The following is a 20,590-nucleotide window of genomic DNA, read 5'->3' on the forward strand; positions in this document are numbered from 1 at the left end:
GTCTCGACTCCGCCCCAATCCCGTGTAGCTCTACCTTTCGTAGAGACACGGGAGGACCACGATGAATCGTCGCGCGCTGCTGGCCACGGCCGGCCTGTTGCTGGTCCCTCTCACCGCCCATGCCCAAGGCCGCGAGGTCTCGGTCACCATCTACAATTCCGACCTCGCGCTGGTCGAAGACGCCCGGCCGCTGGACCTGAAGGCCGGTCGCCAGCGGCTGGAGTTCAAGGACGTCTCGGCCGCCATCCGCCCCGAGACGGTCAGCCTGTCCGCGCAGGGCGTGACGATCCTGGAGCAGAACTTCGACTACGACCTGCTGACGCCCGACAAGCTGATGGAGAAGGCGGTCGGCCAGCAGGTGAAGATCGTCCGCACCAATCCCGGCGACGGCAAGGAGACCACCGAGGTCGCCACCGTTCTGGCCGCCAATGAGGGCGTGGTGCTGAAGATCGGCGACCGCATCGAGGTGCTGCGCGACGACGGCGTCCCAACCCGGGTGATCTTCGACAAGGTGCCCGAGACCCTGCGCGCCCGTCCGACCCTGTCGGTCAGCGTCGAGGCCGCCAGCGCCGGTTCGCGCCAGGCCAAGCTGAGCTACCTGACCTCGGGCCTGTCGTGGAAGGCCGACTATGTCGCCCTGTTCGACGAGGCCAAGGCCGCCCTGGACCTGCAGGGCTGGATCACCCTGTCCAACACCTCGGGCACGCCGTTCGAGAACGCCAAGACCCAACTGGTGGCCGGCGACGTCAACCAGCTGAACCAGAACACCGGCTACCGCCCGCCGCGCCGCGCCCCCGGCATGATCAGCGCCGGAACCGAGAGCGGTACGGGCGAGCGCGTCGCCGACTACTACGTCTATCCCCTGGCCGAACGGACCACGATCGCCTCGAACCAGAACAAGCAGGTCGGCTTCCTGTCGGCCCAGGGCGTGGCGGCCAAGAAGGTCTACGAAGTGCGCGAGGGCTGGTTCTCCAGCGACGCCGAGCCGGTCAAGGCCGTCGTCGCCATCCAGTTCAGCAACGCCAAGCTGGCCGGCCTGGGCAGTCAGCTGCCGGCTGGGACCATGCGGGTCTATGTGCGCGACGCGGCCGGCGATCCCAAGTTCGTCGGCGAGAACGCCATCGGTCACACGCCGGGCGGCTCGGAGCTGTCGATCAAAACCGGCGAGGCCTTCGACGTCTCCAGCCAGGCGACCCTTGTGGCCGAAACCAAGGTCTCCAAGACCCGCTCGCGCTACGAGATGCGCTACCTGCTGCGCAACGCCAAGGACCAGCCGGTGACCGTCGAACTGCGCCAGGCCGGCCTGTGGCGCGACGGCGAGGTCAAGGCCGAGAGCCTGAAAAGCCGCCGCATCGACGCCCGCACCCTGGGCTGGAGCGTGCCCGTGCCGGCCAATGGCGAGACGGTTCTGACCTTCACGGTCGAGACGGGGTGGTGATGACCTGCCGTAGATCCTCCCCCGCTGGGGGAGGTGTCGCCGGAGGCGACGGAGGGGGCAGACCCGCCGTCTCCGAGCCCGCCCCCTCCGGCCCTCCGGGCCACCTCCCCCGAAAGGGGAGGATCTGGGCCTGCGCGCTCGCCCTCGCCGCCGCCCTCCCCGCCCAAGCCGACACCATCGCCTCGCGGGCGCCCGAGAAGGTCGCCATCACCCTGTACCGGGACGGCGACGGCCCATTCCAGGCCATGGACGACTGGCAGCGCCAGCAGGCCAAGGAGAAGGGCCTGATCCTGGTCACCGAGACCCGCACGGTCGACCTGCCGGCCGGCCGGCACACCATCCGCTTCGACGGCGTCGCCGAGGGCCTGATCCCGCAGAGCGCGGCGGTTGAAGGCCTGCCGGGCAAGGCGGTGGAGCGGAACTACGACTACGCCCTGCTCAGCCCCGGAACCCTGGTCGAACGGTCGCTGGGCCAGCCGATCAAGGTCGTGCGCACCGACCGCAAGACCGGCCGCCAGCGCACCGTCGACGCCACCCTGTTGCAAGGCCCCAAGGGCCTGATGGTCCAGACGGCCGAGGGTGTCGAGGCGCTGGGTTGCTCGGGCGGTCCCGAGCGTCTGGTGCTGGGCCGCGTCCCAGATGGCCTGACCGACAAGCCCAGCCTGTCGACGATTATCGACGTCCCCTCGCCGTCCCGCGCGCGGCTGACGCTGTCCTACCTGGCGCTCGGCGTGAACTGGCAGGCCGACTATGTCGCGCGCATCCACCCGGACGGCAAGCGGCTGGACCTGACCGGTTGGCTGACACTGGTCAACAGCGGCGGCAGCCAGTTCGCAGACGCCCGGACCCAGGCGGTGGCCGGCAAGCTGTCGCGCCAATATGTCCGCGTCGACAGGGGCCAGGCCAAGGCGGTCCGTCGCGACTGTTGGCCCATGGACACCACCCACCTCCGGCAAGACGCCATCGTGGCGGCCGATGTCGGCGCCCTGCCTTCGCCGCCAGTCCCTATGTCCGCCCCCTCACGCGCGGAGGTTCGGCTCGAAGGCGTCGTCGTCACCGGTCATCGCGCCAAGCTCGCCGAGCAATCGAACCTCGGCGACTACAAGCTCTACACCCTGCCCGAACCCGTGACGCTGAACGCGCGCCAGACCAAGCAGGTCGCGTTCCTCGACCAGAAGAACGTCGCCTTCCAGCGGCTCTACGTCGTGAGCGTGAACGTCTGGGAGCGGCAGGATCCGGAAAACGCCTTCACGACGCCGACCGTCGTGCTGCGCCTTGAGAACAAGACCGCCAACGGCCTGGGCAAGCCGCTGCCGTCCGGCGCCCTGTCGGCGATGGAAACCCTGGACGGCCGCCCGACCTTCGCGGGCGAGCAGGCCGTGCGGGACGTCGCCGTGGGCGAGCCGCTCGACCTCTTCATCGGCCAGGCCATGGATATCCTGGCGCGCCCACGCCTGGTCTCGGAAGAAAAGCTCTCGAAGACCCGCGTGAGGCGGACCTACGAGGTCGACCTCTCCAACGCCAAGACCGCCTCCGTGACCGTCGAACTGAGGCAGAATCCTTATCTGAAGGCCTTCAAGGTCGTGGCCGAGCCGCAAAAGCACGACATCCGCCAGGGCCAGGTCGCCTGGCGCATCGGCTTGGCCGCCGGCCAGGCCCGCACCTTCCGCTACGCGATCGAATACGACGGCTGAGCCGTCAGATCGCTAGAACGGCAGCTTCCGGCGCTTACGGCTGTAGCCGAGGTAGCCGATATTGGCGCCCAGACGCAGGCCGACGCCCGCGCGGATCGGGGCCAGGGTGATCTCGTCGGCCTTCTGGTAGTTCACGCCCAGGCCGCCCACGAGATAGGCGCTGCCCTCCACGCCCGGGAAGCGGCGGAAGATGGCGTCCGGATACTGCAGATTATAGCAGAGGGTGAAGACGCGGCTGGCGTTACCGCCCCAGTCCCACCCGATCGACGGGCCCTGCCAATAGACTTCCAGGGTCGGGCGGCCCTTCATGTACATCAGGCCCCGGCCGTAGCGCAGGCCGGCGACGAACGCGCCCGAACCCTCTTCGCCGGCGATGTAGGCGGTGGGCTGCCCCTTGTCCCGGAACACCTTCTCGATCGCCGCCCCGGCGCTCTCGGCGGTCACGCCCAGGAAGTCGGAGGTGGCGCGGACGATCTCGTCGGCGGAATAGGTCTGGGCCCGCCCGGTGTCATAGGCCGGCGTCGCGCCATTCGAACCCGGCGTCGGAGACGGCGGCGGCGCGTAGGACGGCTGCACGTAAGACGGCTGCGCGGCCGGCGGCGAACCGTTCTGGTCGGTGATCGGCTGGGCCGGCGGCAATTGTTCGGAGGTGATCCGCTGGCGGGCCATGGCCTCCGTCGCGGCGGCGGTCAGGCTGGCGGCGGCGCCCGAGAGGATCAGCTTGCGACGGTCCATGTCAGGGCCTCCGTATCGAATTGATTGCAACGTTGTTGCAAGTCATTGAGACCGGTTTGCGGCTCCAAACTTAACGACCGGTTAAGCATGCGCGACCCGTCGCCGCATCCGAGAGCGCCAACGCCCCTCGCGAACCGGGCCAAATGTGCTATGCGCACGCCCATGACTTCGACGCCTCTCGACAAGATCCGCAACTTTTCCATCGTGGCCCACATCGACCACGGCAAGTCCACGCTGTCCGACCGCCTGATCCAGGAGACGGGCGGCCTGACCGCGCGCGAGATGAGCGCGCAGGTTCTCGACAACATGGACATCGAGAAGGAGCGCGGCATCACCATCAAGGCGCAGACCGTGCGCCTGAAGTACAAGGCCGATGACGGCGAGGACTACATCCTCAACCTGATGGACACCCCCGGCCACGTCGACTTCGCCTACGAAGTCTCGCGCAGCCTGGCCGCGTGTGAAGGTTCGATCCTGGTCGTCGACGCTTCGCAGGGCGTGGAAGCCCAGACCCTGGCCAACGTCTATTCGGCCATCGACAACAATCACGAGATCGTCCCGGTCCTCAACAAGATCGACCTGCCGGCCGCCGAGCCCGAGCGCGTCCGCGCCCAGATCGAGGACCTGATCGGCCTCGACGCCAGCGACGCCGTCCTGGCCAGCGCCAAGTCGGGCCTGGGCATCCACGACGTGCTGGAAGCCATCGTCACCCGCCTGCCGCCCCCCAAGGGCGAGCGCGACGCGCCGCTGAAGGCCCTGCTGGTCGACGCCTGGTACGACGCCTATCTGGGCGTGGTCGTTCTGGTCCGCATCTTCGACGGCACGCTGAAGGCCGGCCAGCAGGTCCGCATGATGCAGACCGGCGCCACCCATCGCATCGACAAGGTCGGCGTGTTCACGCCCAAGGCCACCGATGTCGCCGAGCTCGGCCCCGGCGAGGTCGGCTTCTTCACCGCCTCGATCAAGGAAGTGGCCGACGCCGCCGTCGGCGACACCATCACCGACGAGAAGAAGCAGACCGCCCAGGCCCTGCCGGGCTTCAAGGAAGTCCAGCCGGTCGTGTTCTGCGGCCTCTTCCCCGTCGACGCCGCCGACTTCGAGGACCTGCGCGCCGCCGTCGGCCGCCTGCGCCTCAACGACGGCAGCTTCACCTACGAGATGGAATCCAGCGCCGCCCTCGGCTTCGGCTTCCGCTGCGGGTTCCTCGGCCTGCTGCACCTGGAAATCATTCAGGAGCGCCTGTCGCGCGAGTTCGACCTCGACCTGATCGCGACGGCCCCCTCGGTCGTCTACAAGATCCACATGCGCGACGGGACGGAGAAGGAACTCCACAATCCCGCCGACCTGCCCGACGTGATGCAGATCGAGAGCATCAGCGAGCCCTGGATCAAGGCCACCATCTTCACCCCCGACGACTATCTCGGCGGCGTGATCAAGCTGTGCCAGGACCGTCGCGGCATGCAGCGCGAGCTCAGCTACGTCGGCAACCGCGCCATGGTCATCTACGACCTGCCGCTGAACGAGGTCGTCTTCGACTTCTACGACCGCCTGAAGTCGATCTCGAAGGGCTATGCCAGCTTCGACTACCAGGTCGAGGACTACCGCCCGGGCGACCTCGTCAAGATGTCGATCCTGGTCAATGCCGAGCCCGTCGACGCCCTCTCCATGCTGGTCCACCGCGACCGCGCCGAGAGCCGCGGCCGGGGCATGTGCGAGAAGATGAAGGAACTCATCCCGCAGCACATGTTCGTCATCCCCATCCAGGCGGCCATCGGCGGCCGGATCATCGCCCGCGAAACCGTCCGCGCCCTGCGCAAGGACGTGACCGCCAAGTGCTACGGCGGCGACGCCTCGCGTAAGCGCAAGCTGCTGGACAAGCAAAAGGCCGGCAAGAAGCGCATGCGCCAATTCGGCAAGGTCGAGATCCCGCAGGAAGCCTTCATCGCGGCGTTGAAGATGGACGAGGATTGATCGGCTAGTCCAGACACCCGTTTAGAGCGCTATGGACACCCTCTCCCCCACCGAACGCAGCGCTCGCATGGCCCGCGTCAAGGGCAAGGGGTCCAGCGCCGAGATGACCGTGCGGCGGCTCGTCCACCGCCTCGGCTACCGCCATCGCCTGCATGGCGCGAAGCTGCCCGGGCGGCCGGACCTGGTGTTCCCCGGCCGCAAGAAGGTGATCTTCGTCCACGGGTGTTTCTGGCATCGTCATCCCGATCCGGACTGCAAGCTGGCGCGGCTGCCCAAATCACGGCACGAGTTCTGGATCCCGAAGCTGGAGGGGAATCGCGTCCGCGATCTTCGCAAGCTGGCGGAGCTTGAAGCCCTGGGCTGGAGCGCGCTGACCCTCTGGGAATGTGGGCTCAAGGACGAGGCTTTCCTCGAGAACGAAATTAGAACATTCTTGGACTCATGAAGTCGATCGAACTGTTCGCGGGGGCCGGAGGGCTGGGCATCGGCCTGTGCCAGGCCGGGTTCAAGCCGGCCAAGGTGGTCGAGTGGAACCGCTATTGCCGCGAGACCATCGCCGAGAATCGCCAGAGCCCGCTGTCGCCCATGGCTGGCTGGCCCGAGGTCGAAGGAGACGTGCGCCACGTCGATTTCAGGAGCCTTGAAGGCAAGGTTGACCTGGTGTCGGGCGGTCCTCCCTGTCAGCCCTTCTCCCTGGGCGGCAAGCACCGGGCCTATGACGACACGCGCGACATGTTTCCTCACGCGATCCGCGCCGTGCGCGAGACGCGCCCGCGGGCCTTCGTGTTCGAGAACGTGAAAGGCCTGACCCGGGCAAGCTTCCGCAACTACTTCGAATATATCCGCCTGCAGCTGGAGCATCCGGAGGTTATCGCCCGCCCGGACGAGGACTGGTCCGAGCACCTGGCGCGGCTGGAAGAGCATCACCTGCGCGGCGCGCGTGATGGCCTGGCCTATCGGGTCGTGGCCCGCGTGCTGAACGCCGCCGACTATGGCGTGCCGCAGAAGCGCGAGCGGGTGATCTTCGTGGGCTTCCGCGACGACCTGGACCTGGAGTGGTCGTTCCCGGTCGCCACCCACTCGGCCGAGGCCCTGCTGTGGTCGCAATACCGCTCCGGCGACTATTGGGACGCGCACAACGTGGCTAAGGCCCGGCGGCCCGATCCGTCCGAGGCGCCCGCTCGCGCTATGGCCCTGCGCGACAAGCCGACCGAGATCGCCTGGCGCACCGTACGCGACGCGATCGCCAACCTGCCCGATCCCGAGTTGGATCCCAAGCGCGCGGCCGAGGTCGCCTATCACCGCTTCCAGCCCGGCGCCCGCTCTTATCCCGGCCATACCGGCAGCCCCCTGGACGAGCCGGCCAAGACTTTGAAGGCCGGCGTTCATGGCGTACCGGGCGGCGAGAACATGCTGGCGCGTCCGGACGGTACGGTGCGCTACTTCACCGTCCGCGAGAGCGCGCGCCTGCAGACCTTCCCCGACAGCTTCATCTTCCACGGAGCGTGGAGCGAGGTCATGCGCCAGCTCGGCAACGCCGTGCCGGTTCGCCTAGCGGAGGTCATTGGCAAGGACGTCGCACGGAAGCTACGCTACGCGGCGTGAGCAAGACCAATTCCCTCGACATTGAGATCGCCGCGCTGCGCGAGCGCGTGACAGCCCTGACCGGCTTGGCCGACGGCGCGCCCTTTTCGCCGGTCGCGCGCCGCAAGGTCGATCATGAGTTGCGCGATGTAATCGAGACGCTGGAGGCGGCTCTGCGTCGACTGGACCCGATCGCCATGCCGCGCTCGGTCTTCGATCCTAGCAACCCCAAGGTGATTGGGCGGTTCACGGCCCTCGCCATGGTCGCCCAAGAACGCACGCCCTTGAGCAAAGTCGGCCAGTTCTACGGATCGGGCGTCTACGCGATCTACTATCGTGGAGCCTACCCGCTCTACGCACCGCTTTCAGGAACCGAGACACCGATCTACGTCGGCCAGGCGGCTCCCAGCCAGCAAGGCGCTCATAGTGCTCGCGATCAGGGCCCAAGACTCGCGGCCCGCCTTAATGAGCACCGAAAGAACATCGGCAAGGCGACCTCGACGTTGGATATCGCCGACTTCGACGCCCGCTTTCTCGTTGTCCAATCGGGTTGGGAGACCGCGGCCGAAGACTACTTGATCCATCTCTTCAAGCCGATCTGGAACAACGAAACAAACCTGCTCTACGGTTTGGGTAAGCACGGCGACAGCGCCACCACACGAGCCAACAAGCGCTCCCCGTGGGACACATTGCACCCTGGGCGCGCCTGGGCTGCCAATTCGACGGAAGACGCTCGCGCGCCAGCGCAGATCGTCGCCGAGGTCACCGCGCATTTTGGCCGTCATGCGCCGTACCGTGAACGCGCCACGCTGTTGGAAGACTTTTTCGCCGAGCTCAAGCAGAGCTAAACCGCCACTTGAATCCCACCCCCAAGCTCCTTGCTTGACAAAGCCGCCCTATAAAATCTCAATATGTCGGACAATATCCCAAATATAGGGATTATCTGATTGGGGAGAGTGGGATGAGCCATCGCGCAGTTTTGGCCGGCGTGTTGCTGGCGCTGATGGCGTCGTCCGCCCTCGCCGATCCGCGGGACACGACGGAGCTGGCTTCCGGCTGGCGCTTCGTCCAGGGCGATCCCGAGCGGGCCGAGGCTCGCGACTTCGACGACGCCGCCTGGAGCAAGGTCAGCGTTCCCCACGACTGGCAGATCGCCGGGCCCGTCGACGCCAAGGCCATGGCCGGCGGGGCGGGCGGGTTCTTCCCCACGGGCGTGGCCTGGTATCGCCGCGACCTCGACGTCCGCCCGGCCGCGGGCCGTCGCTGGTTCGTCGAGCTGGACGGGGTGATGGAGCGCGGCGGGGTCTGGATCAACGGCCAGAACCTGGGCTTCCGGCCCAACGGCTATGTCGCCCAGCGCTATGACATCACGCCCTTCCTGCGCGCTGACGGCCGCAACGTGCTAGCGGTCCGCGCCGACACCTCGCACGCGCCGTCCTCGCGCTGGTACGCGGGCGGCGGTCTCTATCGGAAGGTCCGGCTGGTCTCGACCAGCGACGCGTTCATCGCCGCCGACAGCGCCTTCGTCAGCACCCCGACGATCACCGCCGAGACCGCGACGACGCGGGTCCAGGCCGGCCTGTCCAACCTCGGCGCCGCCGGGCAGGCCCTGAAACTGGAGGTGGTCGTCACGGATCCGGACGGCAAGGAGGCGGCGCGCGCCACGACCGCGCCCCAGACCGTGGACGCCGGCCGCACCGTGCGCACCGAGGCCACGCTCGCCTTGAAGAGCCCCAGGCTCTGGGACCTCGACCACCCCGTCCTCTACCGCGCGCGCCTGCGGGTGCTGGCCGCCGATGGCCAGGTGCTGGACGAGCAGGTCGTGCCGTTCGGCGTGCGCACCGCCGAGTTCCGCGCCGACAGCGGCTTCTGGCTGAACGGCCGTAATTTCAAGCTCAAGGGCGTGGCCTTGCACGAGGACGGTGGGGCGGTCGGCATGGCCGTGCCGCTGGACGTCTGGCGCCAGCGCCTGGTCAAGCTGAAGGCCATGGGCGTCAACGCCATCCGCACCGCCCACAATCCCCCGACGCCCGGCTTCCTGGATCTCACCGACGCGCTTGGCCTGGTGGTGATGGACGAGCTGTTCGACCAGTGGAACGTGGCCAAGACTCCGGGTGACTACCACCTGTTCTTCGGCGACTGGGCCAAGAAGGACGCCTTCGACATCGTCGCCCGCGACCGCAACCACCCCAGCATCGTGATCTGGAGCATCGGCAACGAGATCCACGACACCGCCTTCCCCGTCCAGGCCAAGGCGGCGATGCGTACGCTGATCGACATCACCCACGCCGCCGATCCCAGCCGTCCGGTCACCCAGGCCCTGTTCCGGCCCAATGTCACTGGCGACTACAAGAACGGCCTGGCCGACCTGCTGGACGTGGTCGGCCAGAACTATCGCGAGAACGAGCTGACCCAGGCGCACAAGGACAAGCCCACGCGCAAGATCGTCGGGACGGAGAACTCGCACAACCGCGCCAGCTGGCTGGCCGTGCGCGACTACCCCGCCTATGCCGGCATGTTCCTGTGGACCGGGGTCGACTATCTGGGCGAGGCCGATCGCCGAGGCTGGCCGAATATCGACAATCCGGCCGGCCTGCTGGACCGCACCGGCGCCCCGCGCATCCGGGGCCTGGAGCGCGAAAGCTGGTGGTCGGAGAAGCCCGTCGTGCACGTGGTGCGCAATTCGGCGCCGGACGCCGTTCCGGTCCCCAACGACGGCGCGGGCCCCACGGCGCCGATGCCGGTGACCATTCAGGTCGCCACGCCCGCCGCCGCGCCTCAGCTCTATGCCGACTGGACGCCCGCGAACCTGTCGCCGCATACCGAGACGATCGAGGTCTACAGCAACTGCGCCAGCGTGCGGGTTTCGTTGAACGGTCGCGATCTGGGCGCCCAGCCCTTGCCCGCCAACGCCGCCCCCCGCCGCTGGCCGGTCTCGTTCGAGCCCGGCGTCGTGGCCGCCACCTGCCTGGACACCCCGCAAGGCCCGCGCGCCGAACTGCGCACCGCCGGCGCGGCCGCCCGCATCGTCCTGGAGCCCGACAGCCGCGCGGTCGGCGCCGGTTTCGACGACGCGGCCTATGTGCGCGCCCGGATCGTCGACGCCCAGGGCGTGACCGTCCCCTCGGCCCAGACGCCGGTGACCTTCGCGGTCGAGGGCGGCGAACTGGTGGCCACCGACAACGGCTCGAGCATCGACCACACGCCCTTCAAGTCCCCGACCCGCGCACCGCTGCTGGGCAAGCTGGTCGCTCTGGTCCGTGGCCAGGGCGCGGGAACGGTGAAGGTCACGGCGACGGCGCCGGGACTCAAGGCGGCGACGGTGACACTGACACGCTAGGTCGGCGGCGGCGTCATTACCTCCGGCGTAATCGACCGGGGTCCTGGTCGGCGCGAAAACGGGGGCGTCAACCAAGGAGACGCCCCATGACCCCGACGACGAAGATGGATGTCCGCCCGATCCTGGCGGTGGATGCGCTGACCTGCCTGGCGGCCGGCGCGCTGATGCTGCTGGGCGCTGGCCTGCTGTCGCCCCTGCTGGGCCTGCCCTCGATCCTGCTGACCGTGGCCGGCGCGGCGCTCCTGCCCATCGCGGCGCTGTTCGGCTGGATGTCGCGCCAGCGGGCCGTCACGCCGCCGCTGCTTCTGCTGGCCGTGGTCGGCAACGCCGGCTGGGTGCTGGGCAGCATCGCCGTGCTCTTCATCTACCCGCCGTCGATGCTCGGCGTCGCCTTCGTGGGCGGTCAGGCGGCGGTCGTGGCCGTGCTGGCGGCGCTGGAAGCCCGCGGCCTCGGCCAAGTCACAGCGAGCGCCTGAGCGCGACGCGGGGGTGTAGGCGGCGGCCGCCTCCGGCCCCGCCTCCACCCTTGGTCGACCCGATCCCAGCATGCGGGACGCAATGTTGCATATTCGCAATAAGGTGACGCTGGGTGAACTTTTGGACTGGCGGAAACCGTTGTCAGGCGTATCCTAACCTACAAGTTGGGATACCTTCTCACTATGTGAGATTAAAGCGGGTTTCTGTTACCGAGTTTTGTAAGCCTACCAACCCCGCCCTCCCAACGGAGAGCCGTCGAAAAGGCGGCCCCAACAATCAAGCGGCCGCGTGAGCACGGCCGAAAAGGGAGAGGAACGATGGGCTTGCAGTCCAAGACTCGAGGCGCCTTGCGCGCCGGCTGTTCGGTGGCGGCCTTGTCGCTGGGCGCCTCGCTGCTGACCGCCTTCGCGGCGGCGGCGCAAACCGCGCCCGCGCCGGCCGCGCAGGACAACACCGCCGTCGAAGAGGTGGTGGTCACCGGCTTCCGGGCCAGCCTGACCAGCGCGATCAACACCAAGCGGATCTCCAACAACATCGTCGACGTCATCAAGGCGGACGACATGGCCAGCTTCCCCGATGCGAACCTGGCCGAGTCGATCCAGCGCATCCCGGGCGTCTCGATCACCCGCGACGGCGGCGAAGGCCGCAACATCACCGTGCGCGGCCTGGGCGGCGACTTCGTCCGCACCACCCTGAACGGCATCGAGGCCTATTCGGCCACGACCGGCTCGACCCTGGGCGTGGTGGCCGGCATCAACCGCTCGCGCGGCTTCGACTTCTCGACCTTCGCCTCGGAGCTGTTCAACAGCGTCACCGTCAGCAAGTCGCAGTCGTCCGAGATGGACGAGGGCTCGCTGGCCGCCAATGTCGACCTGCAGACCGGCCGCCCGTTCGACAAGAAGGGCTTCCGCGCCGCCGCCTCGCTGCAGGGCGCCTACTACGACAACAACAAGACCAAGGCCCCGCGCTTCGCCGGCCTGATCAGCGACACCTGGGGCGACTTCGGGGCCCTGTTCTCGCTGGCCTACAACGAGCGCAAGCAGCAGGAAGAGGGCTACAGCGACACCTCGCAGTCGGACTATTCGGACGCCAACAACGGCTTCTGCGGCACGGCGGTCGACATCGCGTCACAGGCCGGCAGCCAGGTGGTCAACACCGCCATCCCGTACGTGAACCCGCTGTCGGGCGCGGGCAACCGCCCCGCCGGCCAGTGCTTCTCGGGCCTGCCGTCGGACCCGATCGCCTATGCGGCGATCAACCAGCCGAACGTCTTCCTGCCGCGCAATCCGGGCCTGGGCCGCTTCCAGCTGGACCAGAAGCGCCTGGGCATGACCGGCGGCCTGCAATGGCGGCCGAGCGACAAGACCGATGTGACCCTCGACATCGTCTATTCGAAGTTCGACCAGGACCGCACCGACTACGCCCTGTCGAACGCCTCGCTGAACCGCAACGTCAACGGCGCCAGCGCGGCCTTCCCGCTGTTCGCCGGCCGGGTCGACGCCCAGATCATGGACGTCCACGTGCTGCCCAGCGGCCAGGTCGACTACATGAAGATCAACAATGTCGACATCAAGCACATCGAGGAAAAGAGCGTCACCACCACCAAGACGCACCAGATCGGCCTGACCCTCGACCACCGCTTCAACGATCGCCTGAGCGGTCGGGTGAAGGTCGGCCACTCGGGATCGGACTTCAAGCAGCCCTGGGACGTCCTGATGTCCTATGACGGCTTCAACAAGGCCGGCTACACCTGGGATTCCCGCGAGGACGCGCGCCGGCCGCTGATCAACTACGGCTACGACGTCGCCAATCCGGCCAATGTCACCTTCACCAACGCCGGCACGGGCCTGACGCCCGACATCCGCGTGGTCAAGGCCGCGGTGTTCAACACCCTGACCACCGCCCAGGCCGACGCCAAGTACCGCCTCACCGACATCTTCACCGTGAAGGGCGGCGTGTCGCTGAAGTCGTTCGACTTCCAGACCAAGCAGGTCCAGCGCCTCTATGGCAACAACGGCCCGACGGCGGTGACGGCGACGGGCACCATCCCGTTCAACTTCGCCAATTTCGCCGCCGACTTCCCTGGCTCGGCCCCGCTGAACCACGTGGTCACGGGCTTTGGCAAGCAGCTGAACCTGCCGACCGGCTCTGTGACCAGCTGGGTGGTGCCGGACGTCTCGGCCTACATCGACAAGCTCGGCCTGCTCTGCAACTGCTCGAACAAGTACGGCGACTTCACCCTGGCCATCAATTCGGCCCTGGGGAACAACCGCGCGGTCCAGGAGAAGGACACCGCCGCCTACCTGCAGGTCGACTTCGACAGCGAGATCCTCAGCGGCCACCGCCTGCGCGGCAACGCCGGCCTGCGCTATGTGAAGACCGACCTGGACGCCACCGGCTACACGTCGCTGACCTCGCAGATCACGGTCAACAACAAGTACAGCGACTGGCTGCCGTCGCTGAACCTGGCCCTGGACGTGCGCGAGAACCTGGTCGCCCGCTTCGCCGCGGCCCGGGTCATGGCCCGTCCCAGCTTCGGCAACCTGACGCCCGGCGGCTCGGTCAACACCACCTTCGGCGCCCAGTCGGCCACGATCGGCAACCCGTTCCTGGATCCCTATCGCGCCAAGAACTACGACTTCAGCCTGGAATGGTACCCGAGCGAGGGCGTGATCCTGAGCGCCACGGCGTTCGACAAGGAGATCGAGAGCTCGATCCAGACGATCGCCACCACCGAGGCCTATGGCAACACCGGCCTGCCGCTGGGTCTGTTGCCCGCCGGCCAGGACGCCAATACCCCGTACCTGGTGACCCGTTCGCGTAACACCCAGGGCGGCTATATCCGCGGCATCGAGCTGAACTACCAGCAGCCGTTCAAGTTCCTGCCCGCGCCGTTCAACAACATGGGCTCGATGGTCAACTACACCTATGTCGACAGCTCGGTGCTCTACTACCTGTCGACCGGCACGGCCACGACCCCGGCGACGCAGATCCACGACCAGTTCCTGAACGTCTCGCCGCACTCGGTGAACGCCACGGTGTACTACGAGGACGAAAAGCTCTCGGCCCGCGTCTCGGTGGCCTATCGCGACGAGTACCTGACGGCCCTGCCCTTCAAGTCCGAAGTGCCGGACGCCAACGGCAGCTATGCGACGACCAACATCGACGCCTCGGTCTCGTACAAGCTGACCGACAAGCTGAAGCTGACCTTCGACGCCCTGAACCTGACCAACCAGGAAGCCGACCAGTGGAGCGGCAAGCAGCGTCGCTCGCAGCGGGTGTTCAGCACCACGGGCCGCCAGTTCTTCTTCGGCGCCTCGTACGTGTTCTAGGGCCGTCTTCTAGATCTTGGATCCCCTCCAAGGCGCACTGGCGCTGGTCGAAAGGCCAGCGCCTTTTCTTTTGGCCGCCGTCAGCTCGTCCTAGAACACGCGCCGAAAACTTCAGCCCGACAACCTTGGGAACAATCGCCGAAAAACACACGTTTCGCTAACGCACTTGGTCGCCAATTTCGCCTGCGGGCCTCGTTCCCGCGCCAGTGAGTCGTGCGTTCCCCTCCAACGTGAGAGATCCCATGGCCTTCCCGACCCTCGTCAATTCAAAGATCACCGACGCCGTCACCCAAGCCAATGTCGAGATGCTGGGCTCAGCCCCGGCGATGGCGATGGGCAGCCTCTACATCGCCACCAGCCAGGCGCTGGCCAACGCGGCGCAGAACGCCACGGCGGCCCAGTCGAACACCAATCAGCTTGCCCAGGCCGCCACGAACCAGGGCGTGTCCCTCATCTACAGCATCAAACTGCCCAAAGGCCTCTAGGCGCCAGGAGCGTCTACCCGCCAAGGGGTCTTAGACGAAAGGCGGCTTCAGCCGGTAGAACCGCGCCTCGCCCATCAGGTCGTAGACGCGGCGGATGCGGAAGGCTTCCGGACGGGCTTGGGCCAACTCGAACTCGGCGGAGCTCAGGCCGAACGGCGCGCACTCGGCGCCGAGCGTGGTCTTGACCGCGATCAGGCGCGGGGCCTCGTCCAGGCCGAAGCCGATGGCGTCGCAGCCATCGGGGTCGCCGGCGCCCGCTGGACGAACCTTGGCGGCCAGATCGGCGCGACCACGGCCCGTGAGCCAACGGGCCTCGTGCGCGACGACGCTGGCTACACCCAGTTCCCGCAAGAAGCGGTCCTCGGCCTCGCGCCGCCACATGTCGAAGCGCTGGGCGACGCGGATCAGGCGGTCGTCCATCGACATGGGCTTGGGCGGCGCGGTCTCGAGCAAGGCGACGGCCGGCGGCGCGGCGAACAGGGCGGCGGGACGAATGGCGGCGGCCAGCAGGGCGGGCTTGGCGGCCAGCTGCTCCTCGACGGCCTCGACCAGGGCGTGGTCGTAGGACCAGCGCGGCGGCTGGTCTCTCAGCGGCGGCAGGCCGATCAGCGACAGCACCGCCGAGATCTCCCCCTGCTTCCAGATGATCGGCATGTCCGCCTTGCCGGTGACGAAGCGGACGGTGCGGTCGTGGCTGGCGCGGTCGACGGGCTTGCCGGCGAGCGTCTTTTCCAGCTGGGCCACATAGTCGCCCACCACCACCGCCAGGTCGGCTCCCGACCAGTCCCGCGCGCTCGATTCTCCCGTCATCGGAGGATGATGCCGAGCCGCGCCCTTCGGCGCCACAAGCTTGAGTATAGGTTAGCGGCTCGCCCCCGAGGCCACGGCCATCGGGGCGTCCTGCACCGGCATCTGGTCGGGCAGCAGCTTGGCCGCCTCCATGGCCCGGCGGACGGTGGTGATCGGGTATTCGGAATCGACCTTGAAGGTCAGGGCCGCCGTCTTGGCCGGGTTGTCGCCGAGATTGGCGAAGCCGCCGCTGCGCTCGGCGTTGAAGGTCACGCCATAGGTCTTGTTGGACAGCACCCGGCACAGCAGGACGAAGGTCTTCTGGTCGGGCAACAGCCGGGGCGTCTTCACGCAATCCATCGGCTCGGCGCCCGGCGCGGGGGCGTAGTTCCAGGCGGTGGGCGCCATCTGCTGGTCGAAGGCGACCTTCAGGATCAGCACGCCCGGCGCCACCGTCTCGTCCTGGGCCGGATAGGACGACACCACATTGGGCGGCAGGGTCGGCGGCAGGATCAGCACCGGCGAAACGGCGTTGGGCTCGTCCTTCGGCTCGCTCTGGGCGACGGGCTTGCTCTGGGCCCAGGCGGACGACGCCGACAGGGCGGCGACGGCGATCAGGACGGGAACCGAACGGCGGAACGACATCTTTCCAGACTGACGTTGAAGCGCGGCCTTCTCAAGGCGCCATTCGAGGCCTACATCGCCCCTATGACCGATAAAACCGACATCCCGGCCGATGAAACGCCGATGCAGCGCGCTCTGCGCCTGAAGAAGGCCGCCCAAGGCAAGCACGGCCATGGCGCGAAGGCCTCGACCGGGAAGGTCGAGCGCGCCAGCGCCGTCGCGCCGACGGGCAAGTCCCGGCCCTGGATGACCCGTTGACGATCCCCAAGGTCCTCGGCCGAACCTCCTCCATCAACGTCCGCAAGGTCCTCTGGACCCTGGACGAGCTGGAACTGGCCTACGAGCGCGAGGACTGGGGCGCGGGTTATGCGCCCACCAACGACCCCAAGTTCCTGCAGTGGAACCCCAACGCCTTGGTGCCGGTCCTGATCGACGAGGACGGCCCGATCTGGGAGAGCAACGCCATCTGCCGCTATGTGGCGTCCGATACGCCGCTGTTCTCCGGCGACCGCCGCCGGCGAGGCCTGGTCGATCAGTGGATGGACTGGCAGGCCACCGAGCTGAATACCGCCTGGCGCTACGCCTTCGCGGGCCTGGTGCGAAAGTTCCCCGGTTTCGAGGATCCCAAGCAGATCGAGGCCAGCGTCACAGCCTGGAACACGGCGATGGGCCTGCTGGACGCGCGGTTGGTCGATACCGGCGCCTATGTGGCCGGCGACCATTTCACCCTGGCCGACATCGTGCTGGGCCTGTCGGTGCATCGCTGGCTGTACAGCCCGATCGAACGCGAAGAGTGGCCCGCCCTCATGGCCTATTACGAACGCCTGAAGCAGCGGCCGGCGTTTTCGAAGTGGAGCCTTCCGGAGGTTCCTTGAGGGTTTCGGGGCGAGGCTCCGAGCCCGCTTTGGGCAGGCTGGAAATGGGCACGCCGGGCAGCAGCGGCTCGCCTGTCCACTCCCAGTGCCAGGGCTCGTAGGCATAGTTGACGAAGCCGAACCGGCCGGCGTTGACGACCATCCAGCGATAGAGCGGCGAGCGCGCCATCGCCAGCCGATTGGCGTCGGCCGACGAGTCCGGCCCAAAGCCCGGCGCGGCCTCGATGAAGACGTCCATGGCCAGGCCGGTGCGGTGCGCCGAGCAGATGGTGCGGATCAGGCCCTGGCAGTTGTTGTCCCGGGCGCAGCGCTGGGCGTCGGCGTCCGGAGCGCGGAAGCCGGAGAAGATGGTCAGCGCCTCGGGTCGACGCAGCACCCCGGCCGCCCTCGCCTCGCCCACCATCCGGCGATAGGCCTCCAGCGCGCCGGGCCGCAGGCGGACGGCCTTGCCGCCGTAGCTCTCCTTGGGATCGGCCAAGCTGAGATTGGCCTCGGGCGGCGCGCCGGGGCAGACCCCCTCGCGGTTCACCCGCACGAACGGCCGCGCTAGGTGCCAGCGCGTCAGCATGGCGGCGAAGACGACGGGTTCGACGACGCCGGTGGGCTGCTGGCCGCGCCCGCGCTGCCATCGCGCCAGGGCCGAGGCGAAGCCGTTCGAGCCCGGCGCGCAGGTCGTACCGATCTCGGCGGCGATGCGCGGGGCGTAGGTCTCCCAGCCCGTCTCTTCCTTTCCAAACGGCGCCCAGACCATGGTCGCCAAAGAGGCGGCGTTGACGGCGGCGGCGCTGTCCGGCGCATCGGCCCCGTCACAGGCCTCGGGCGCGCCCGCCAGGGCCGGTGACGACGAGGGCGGATCGATTGACGGCACGTGCTGCGGAGGCAGGAAGGCGGCCTGGTCACGCGGCTGGGCCGGCTGCCGTGAGGCGCCGGCGCCCGAGCCCATCGGCGGCCAGATCACCCAAAGCCAGAAGCCGCCGATGGCGACCGCCAGCAGACCCAGACCCCACAACAGACGACGCAGCGCCTTCAAACCGATCCTCGCATCCTACGGAACTTCGCCATGGCTCAAGCCTTGAGACGGGAGACTCGTTCCCCCGCCCTTTGGCCCCCGCCCTTTGCCCCCCGCCCTTTGCCCCGCCTGGAGTATGCATGACCGGTCTGGTTTCCCGCTTCGCTCTGCTCGCCGTCCTGGTCCTTGCGGCTTGCGACGATACTCCGCCGGCGAAACCCGCCCCCGCCAAGACCGTGGAGAAGACCGAAACCCCACCGCCGGTGGTCGCTGCGCCGCCGGCCATCGCCGCGGCCTCCCCGATCGCCCAGGCGATCAACGCGGCGAGCTTCGAGTCGGCGACACCCGATACGCGCCGCAATGTTCTGGTCCGCGTCCAGACCCTGCTGGATCGCGCCCACTTCTCGCCCGGCGTCATCGATGGTCGCGATGGGACCAACCTGAAGCTGGCGATCCAGGCCTTCCAGGCTTCGCGCAGCCTCACGGCCGATGGCGAGGTGACCAAGGAACTGCTGGACACCCTGGCCGCGGGTGACGGCGGCGCGGTGCTGGTCGACTACCAGATCACGCCCCAGGACGCGGCCGGGCCGTTCTCGCCCGCCATCCCGAAGGACGACTACGAGGCCATGGCCGCCCTGCCGGCCCTGAACTACCAGACCCCGCTGGAGATGCTGGCCGAGCGCTTCCACATGGACGAGGCCCTGCTGCAGGCGCTCAATCCGGGCGTCGACTTCAGCGCGGCGGGGACGACGATCGTGGTGACGGCGGCCGGCGCGGACACGCTGGATCGCAAGGTCGATCGCATCGAGATCGACAAGGCCCTGGGCCAGGTCCGCGCCTTCGACAAGGACGGCGTCGAACTGGCGGTCTATCCGGCCACGGTCGGCAGCACGGAACGCCCCGCCCCGGCCGGCGAGTGGGCCGTGCGCACCCTGGCGCCCCGCCCGACCTACACCTATGACCCCACCCGTCTGACCTTCGGCAAGCCCAAGGGCAAGCTGACCATCAAGGCGGGGCCGAACAACCCGGTCGGCTCGACCTGGATCGACCTGACCAAGGACACCTACGGCATCCACGGCACGCCGGATCCCAAGCTGGTCAACAAGCGCGCCTCGCACGGCTGCGTGCGCCTGACCAACTGGGACGCGGCCGAGCTGGGCTCGGCGGTGAACAAGGGCGCGCAGGTGGTGTTCATGGGCGCGGAGGCGCGGGCGTCCTAGGCTCTACAGTCTGACGCAAAACAACGCGTCATCCCGGCCGCAGCGTAGCGGAGAGCCGGGCCCCAGGGGCCGCCGCACAGCGCTTGGCCCCTGGGTCCCGGGTCGGCTTCGCCGCCCGGGATGACACGGCTTTTGAGGTTTTCGCGCCCTACTTCGGCTTGCGGAACTTCAGGATGAACTGATCCGTCTTGCCGCGAATGCTCGGGTCAAAGACGCTGGCCGTGTGCGGATCCGCGCTGCTGGCCAGCAGCTTGCTCTCGGACTCCAGCTTGAAGCCGGCGGCCTCGACCTCGCTCTTCACGGCGGCGATGTCGATGCGGTGCAGGGTATCGGCGGCGGTGACGCCCGAGCCGGCGACGGCGGCGTGGTCGATGACCAGGAAGACGCCGCCCGGCTTCAGCGACTTGAAGATCTCGGCATTGGCCTTGGCGGCCGTGTCCACCGGGAACGGCTTCAGGTGCATGTCGTGATAGTTCTGGACGGTGATCACCGTGTCGACATTGTCGGGCAGGTCCAGCGCCGTCATCGGGCCGTCCATCGGCTTGCTGTTGGACAGAGCCGCCGTGGTGTTCTTCAGGTCCTCCCCGTACTTGGGCATGAACTTGATGAACTCGGCCGGCTGATAGGCGTAGACCGTACCCTTGGGACCGACCGCCTTCGACAGGATGCGCGTGAAGTAGCCGCCGCCCATCACGTAGTCGACGACGGTGTCGCCCGACTTGACCTCGGCCAGGGCCAGGATCTCGCCCGGATGACGCCCCGCGTCGCGGGCCGTATCGGCGGCTGGACGCGACGGATCGGCCAGGGCCTTGACGATGTTGGCGGGAACCTCGGCGAACGCCGCCCCGCCGACACTGAGCGCCAGAACAGCCAGAACCGAAACCACATGCTTGCGAGCCATGAGCGCGCCTCCTCCTTGTTGTGGCGCTTGTCGTAGCAGGCCCGGCGCGCTCGGCGAACGGCGTTATCATGAAGTTTCAGCAAGGTTTCGTCGAACGCGGCTCTTTCCTCGACCAA

General features: G+C 67.8%; 18 protein-coding genes. 13 read left to right on the plus strand and 5 right to left on the minus strand.

Annotated elements, in window-relative coordinates; translation table 11 throughout:
• The first annotated feature begins 61 nt into the window (after positions 1 to 61).
• Both AC1RRV_RS05170 and AC1RRV_RS05175 read left to right on the plus strand, forming a co-directional pair.
• Positions 62 to 1,438: a DUF4139 domain-containing protein gene (locus AC1RRV_RS05170; protein ID WP_492858507.1), complete on the plus strand. Its 1,377-nt coding sequence runs from the start codon at positions 62 to 64 to the stop codon at positions 1,436 to 1,438.
• A complete protein-coding gene (locus AC1RRV_RS05175; RefSeq protein WP_492858508.1) occupies positions 1,438 to 3,132 on the plus strand; it encodes a DUF4139 domain-containing protein in 1,695 nt (564 codons plus the stop codon). Before AC1RRV_RS05170 ends, AC1RRV_RS05175 begins: the two co-directional genes overlap by 1 nt.
• Before the next feature lie 12 nt (positions 3,133 to 3,144).
• On the opposite strand, the gene AC1RRV_RS05180 is transcribed toward AC1RRV_RS05175, so the two are convergent.
• Positions 3,145 to 3,867: a DUF1134 domain-containing protein gene (locus AC1RRV_RS05180; protein WP_492858509.1), complete on the minus strand. Its 723-nt coding sequence runs from the start codon at positions 3,865 to 3,867 to the stop codon at positions 3,145 to 3,147.
• Positions 3,868 to 4,029: 162 nt separating this feature from the next.
• On the opposite strand from AC1RRV_RS05180, the gene lepA reads away from it, so the two are divergent.
• The 8 genes from lepA to AC1RRV_RS05220 all read left to right on the plus strand — a co-directional run bounded on the left by lepA (position 4,030) and on the right by AC1RRV_RS05220 (position 15,056).
• Positions 4,030 to 5,838, plus strand: coding sequence for a translation elongation factor 4 (lepA, locus tag AC1RRV_RS05185; RefSeq protein WP_492858510.1), 1,809 nt, complete (start codon positions 4,030 to 4,032; stop codon positions 5,836 to 5,838).
• 31 nt (positions 5,839 to 5,869) lie between these two features.
• Positions 5,870 to 6,283 carry a very short patch repair endonuclease gene (locus tag AC1RRV_RS05190; RefSeq protein WP_492858511.1) on the plus strand — a complete coding sequence of 138 codons (414 nt, stop codon included), beginning with the start codon at positions 5,870 to 5,872 and terminating at the stop codon, positions 6,281 to 6,283.
• The gene (locus tag AC1RRV_RS05195; RefSeq protein WP_492858512.1) at positions 6,280 to 7,443 is read left to right on the plus strand and encodes a DNA cytosine methyltransferase; all 1,164 of its coding nucleotides are present in this window, start codon (positions 6,280 to 6,282) and stop codon (positions 7,441 to 7,443) included. Before AC1RRV_RS05190 ends, AC1RRV_RS05195 begins: the two co-directional genes overlap by 4 nt.
• Positions 7,440 to 8,270, plus strand: a complete 831-nt coding sequence (locus tag AC1RRV_RS05200; protein ID WP_492858513.1) for an Eco29kI family restriction endonuclease — start codon at positions 7,440 to 7,442, stop codon at positions 8,268 to 8,270. Before AC1RRV_RS05195 ends, AC1RRV_RS05200 begins: the two co-directional genes overlap by 4 nt.
• Before the next feature lie 113 nt (positions 8,271 to 8,383).
• A complete protein-coding gene (locus tag AC1RRV_RS05205) occupies positions 8,384 to 10,762 on the plus strand; it encodes a glycoside hydrolase family 2 TIM barrel-domain containing protein (RefSeq protein ID WP_492858514.1) in 2,379 nt (792 codons plus the stop codon).
• Positions 10,763 to 10,848: 86 nt separating this feature from the next.
• Positions 10,849 to 11,238 carry a hypothetical protein gene (locus AC1RRV_RS05210; protein ID WP_492858515.1) on the plus strand — a complete coding sequence of 130 codons (390 nt, stop codon included), beginning with the start codon at positions 10,849 to 10,851 and terminating at the stop codon, positions 11,236 to 11,238.
• Between the two features lie 318 nt (positions 11,239 to 11,556).
• The gene (locus AC1RRV_RS05215; protein WP_492858516.1) at positions 11,557 to 14,571 is read left to right on the plus strand and encodes a TonB-dependent receptor; all 3,015 of its coding nucleotides are present in this window, start codon (positions 11,557 to 11,559) and stop codon (positions 14,569 to 14,571) included.
• Between the two features lie 242 nt (positions 14,572 to 14,813).
• Positions 14,814 to 15,056 carry a RebB family R body protein gene (locus tag AC1RRV_RS05220; RefSeq protein ID WP_492858517.1) on the plus strand — a complete coding sequence of 81 codons (243 nt, stop codon included), beginning with the start codon at positions 14,814 to 14,816 and terminating at the stop codon, positions 15,054 to 15,056.
• A 30-nt stretch (positions 15,057 to 15,086) separates the two neighbouring features.
• Here AC1RRV_RS05220 and AC1RRV_RS05225 read toward each other — a convergent pair whose 3' ends face one another.
• A complete protein-coding gene (locus AC1RRV_RS05225; RefSeq protein WP_492858518.1) occupies positions 15,087 to 15,866 on the minus strand; it encodes a protein NO VEIN domain-containing protein in 780 nt (259 codons plus the stop codon).
• A gap of 51 nt (positions 15,867 to 15,917) precedes the next feature.
• Entirely contained in the window at positions 15,918 to 16,490 is a 573-nt protein-coding gene (locus tag AC1RRV_RS05230; protein ID WP_492858520.1) for a hypothetical protein, read from the minus strand.
• Positions 16,491 to 16,553: 63 nt separating this feature from the next.
• On the opposite strand from AC1RRV_RS05230, the gene AC1RRV_RS05235 reads away from it, so the two are divergent.
• Together AC1RRV_RS05235 and AC1RRV_RS05240 are read left to right on the plus strand one after the other, a co-directional pair.
• Positions 16,554 to 16,727 carry a hypothetical protein gene (locus AC1RRV_RS05235; RefSeq protein ID WP_492858521.1) on the plus strand — a complete coding sequence of 58 codons (174 nt, stop codon included), beginning with the start codon at positions 16,554 to 16,556 and terminating at the stop codon, positions 16,725 to 16,727.
• Complete coding sequence (locus tag AC1RRV_RS05240; protein WP_492858522.1) at positions 16,724 to 17,344, plus strand: glutathione S-transferase family protein; 621 nt, start codon at positions 16,724 to 16,726, stop codon at positions 17,342 to 17,344. The genes AC1RRV_RS05235 and AC1RRV_RS05240 overlap by 4 nt, the downstream gene beginning before the upstream one ends.
• On the opposite strand, the gene AC1RRV_RS05245 is transcribed toward AC1RRV_RS05240, so the two are convergent.
• A complete protein-coding gene (locus AC1RRV_RS05245) occupies positions 17,274 to 18,374 on the minus strand; it encodes a D-alanyl-D-alanine carboxypeptidase family protein (protein WP_492858523.1) in 1,101 nt (366 codons plus the stop codon). The genes AC1RRV_RS05240 and AC1RRV_RS05245 overlap by 71 nt on opposite strands.
• A 119-nt stretch (positions 18,375 to 18,493) precedes the next feature.
• Here AC1RRV_RS05245 and AC1RRV_RS05250 point away from each other — a divergent pair, with 119 nt between their 5' ends.
• Complete coding sequence (locus AC1RRV_RS05250) at positions 18,494 to 19,573, plus strand: L,D-transpeptidase family protein (protein WP_492858524.1); 1,080 nt, start codon at positions 18,494 to 18,496, stop codon at positions 19,571 to 19,573.
• A 148-nt stretch (positions 19,574 to 19,721) separates the two neighbouring features.
• Here AC1RRV_RS05250 and AC1RRV_RS05255 read toward each other — a convergent pair whose 3' ends face one another.
• Complete coding sequence (locus tag AC1RRV_RS05255; RefSeq protein WP_492858525.1) at positions 19,722 to 20,474, minus strand: class I SAM-dependent methyltransferase; 753 nt, start codon at positions 20,472 to 20,474, stop codon at positions 19,722 to 19,724.
• Positions 20,475 to 20,590 lie beyond the last annotated feature (116 nt).

Source organism: Caulobacter sp. GW821-FHT11E10, from assembly GCF_058808375.1.

Excerpts from the sequence above, each read along its gene's own strand:
- AC1RRV_RS05170 (WP_492858507.1), top strand. The coding sequence starts at position 62 with ATGAATCGTCGCGCGCTGCTGGCCACGGCCGGCCTGTTGCTGGTCCCT.
- AC1RRV_RS05175 (WP_492858508.1), top strand. The coding sequence starts at position 1,438 with ATGACCTGCCGTAGATCCTCCCCCGCTGGGGGAGGTGTCGCCGGAGGC.
- AC1RRV_RS05180 (WP_492858509.1), bottom strand. The coding sequence starts at position 3,867 with ATGGACCGTCGCAAGCTGATCCTCTCGGGCGCCGCCGCCAGCCTGACC.
- lepA (WP_492858510.1), top strand. The coding sequence starts at position 4,030 with ATGACTTCGACGCCTCTCGACAAGATCCGCAACTTTTCCATCGTGGCC.
- AC1RRV_RS05190 (WP_492858511.1), top strand. The coding sequence starts at position 5,870 with ATGGACACCCTCTCCCCCACCGAACGCAGCGCTCGCATGGCCCGCGTC.
- AC1RRV_RS05195 (WP_492858512.1), top strand. The coding sequence starts at position 6,280 with ATGAAGTCGATCGAACTGTTCGCGGGGGCCGGAGGGCTGGGCATCGGC.
- AC1RRV_RS05205 (WP_492858514.1), top strand. The coding sequence starts at position 8,384 with ATGAGCCATCGCGCAGTTTTGGCCGGCGTGTTGCTGGCGCTGATGGCG.
- AC1RRV_RS05210 (WP_492858515.1), top strand. The coding sequence starts at position 10,849 with ATGACCCCGACGACGAAGATGGATGTCCGCCCGATCCTGGCGGTGGAT.
- AC1RRV_RS05215 (WP_492858516.1), top strand. The coding sequence starts at position 11,557 with ATGGGCTTGCAGTCCAAGACTCGAGGCGCCTTGCGCGCCGGCTGTTCG.
- AC1RRV_RS05220 (WP_492858517.1), top strand. The coding sequence starts at position 14,814 with ATGGCCTTCCCGACCCTCGTCAATTCAAAGATCACCGACGCCGTCACC.
- AC1RRV_RS05225 (WP_492858518.1), bottom strand. The coding sequence starts at position 15,866 with ATGACGGGAGAATCGAGCGCGCGGGACTGGTCGGGAGCCGACCTGGCG.
- AC1RRV_RS05230 (WP_492858520.1), bottom strand. The coding sequence starts at position 16,490 with ATGTCGTTCCGCCGTTCGGTTCCCGTCCTGATCGCCGTCGCCGCCCTG.
- AC1RRV_RS05235 (WP_492858521.1), top strand. The coding sequence starts at position 16,554 with ATGACCGATAAAACCGACATCCCGGCCGATGAAACGCCGATGCAGCGC.
- AC1RRV_RS05250 (WP_492858524.1), top strand. The coding sequence starts at position 18,494 with ATGACCGGTCTGGTTTCCCGCTTCGCTCTGCTCGCCGTCCTGGTCCTT.
- AC1RRV_RS05255 (WP_492858525.1), bottom strand. The coding sequence starts at position 20,474 with ATGGCTCGCAAGCATGTGGTTTCGGTTCTGGCTGTTCTGGCGCTCAGT.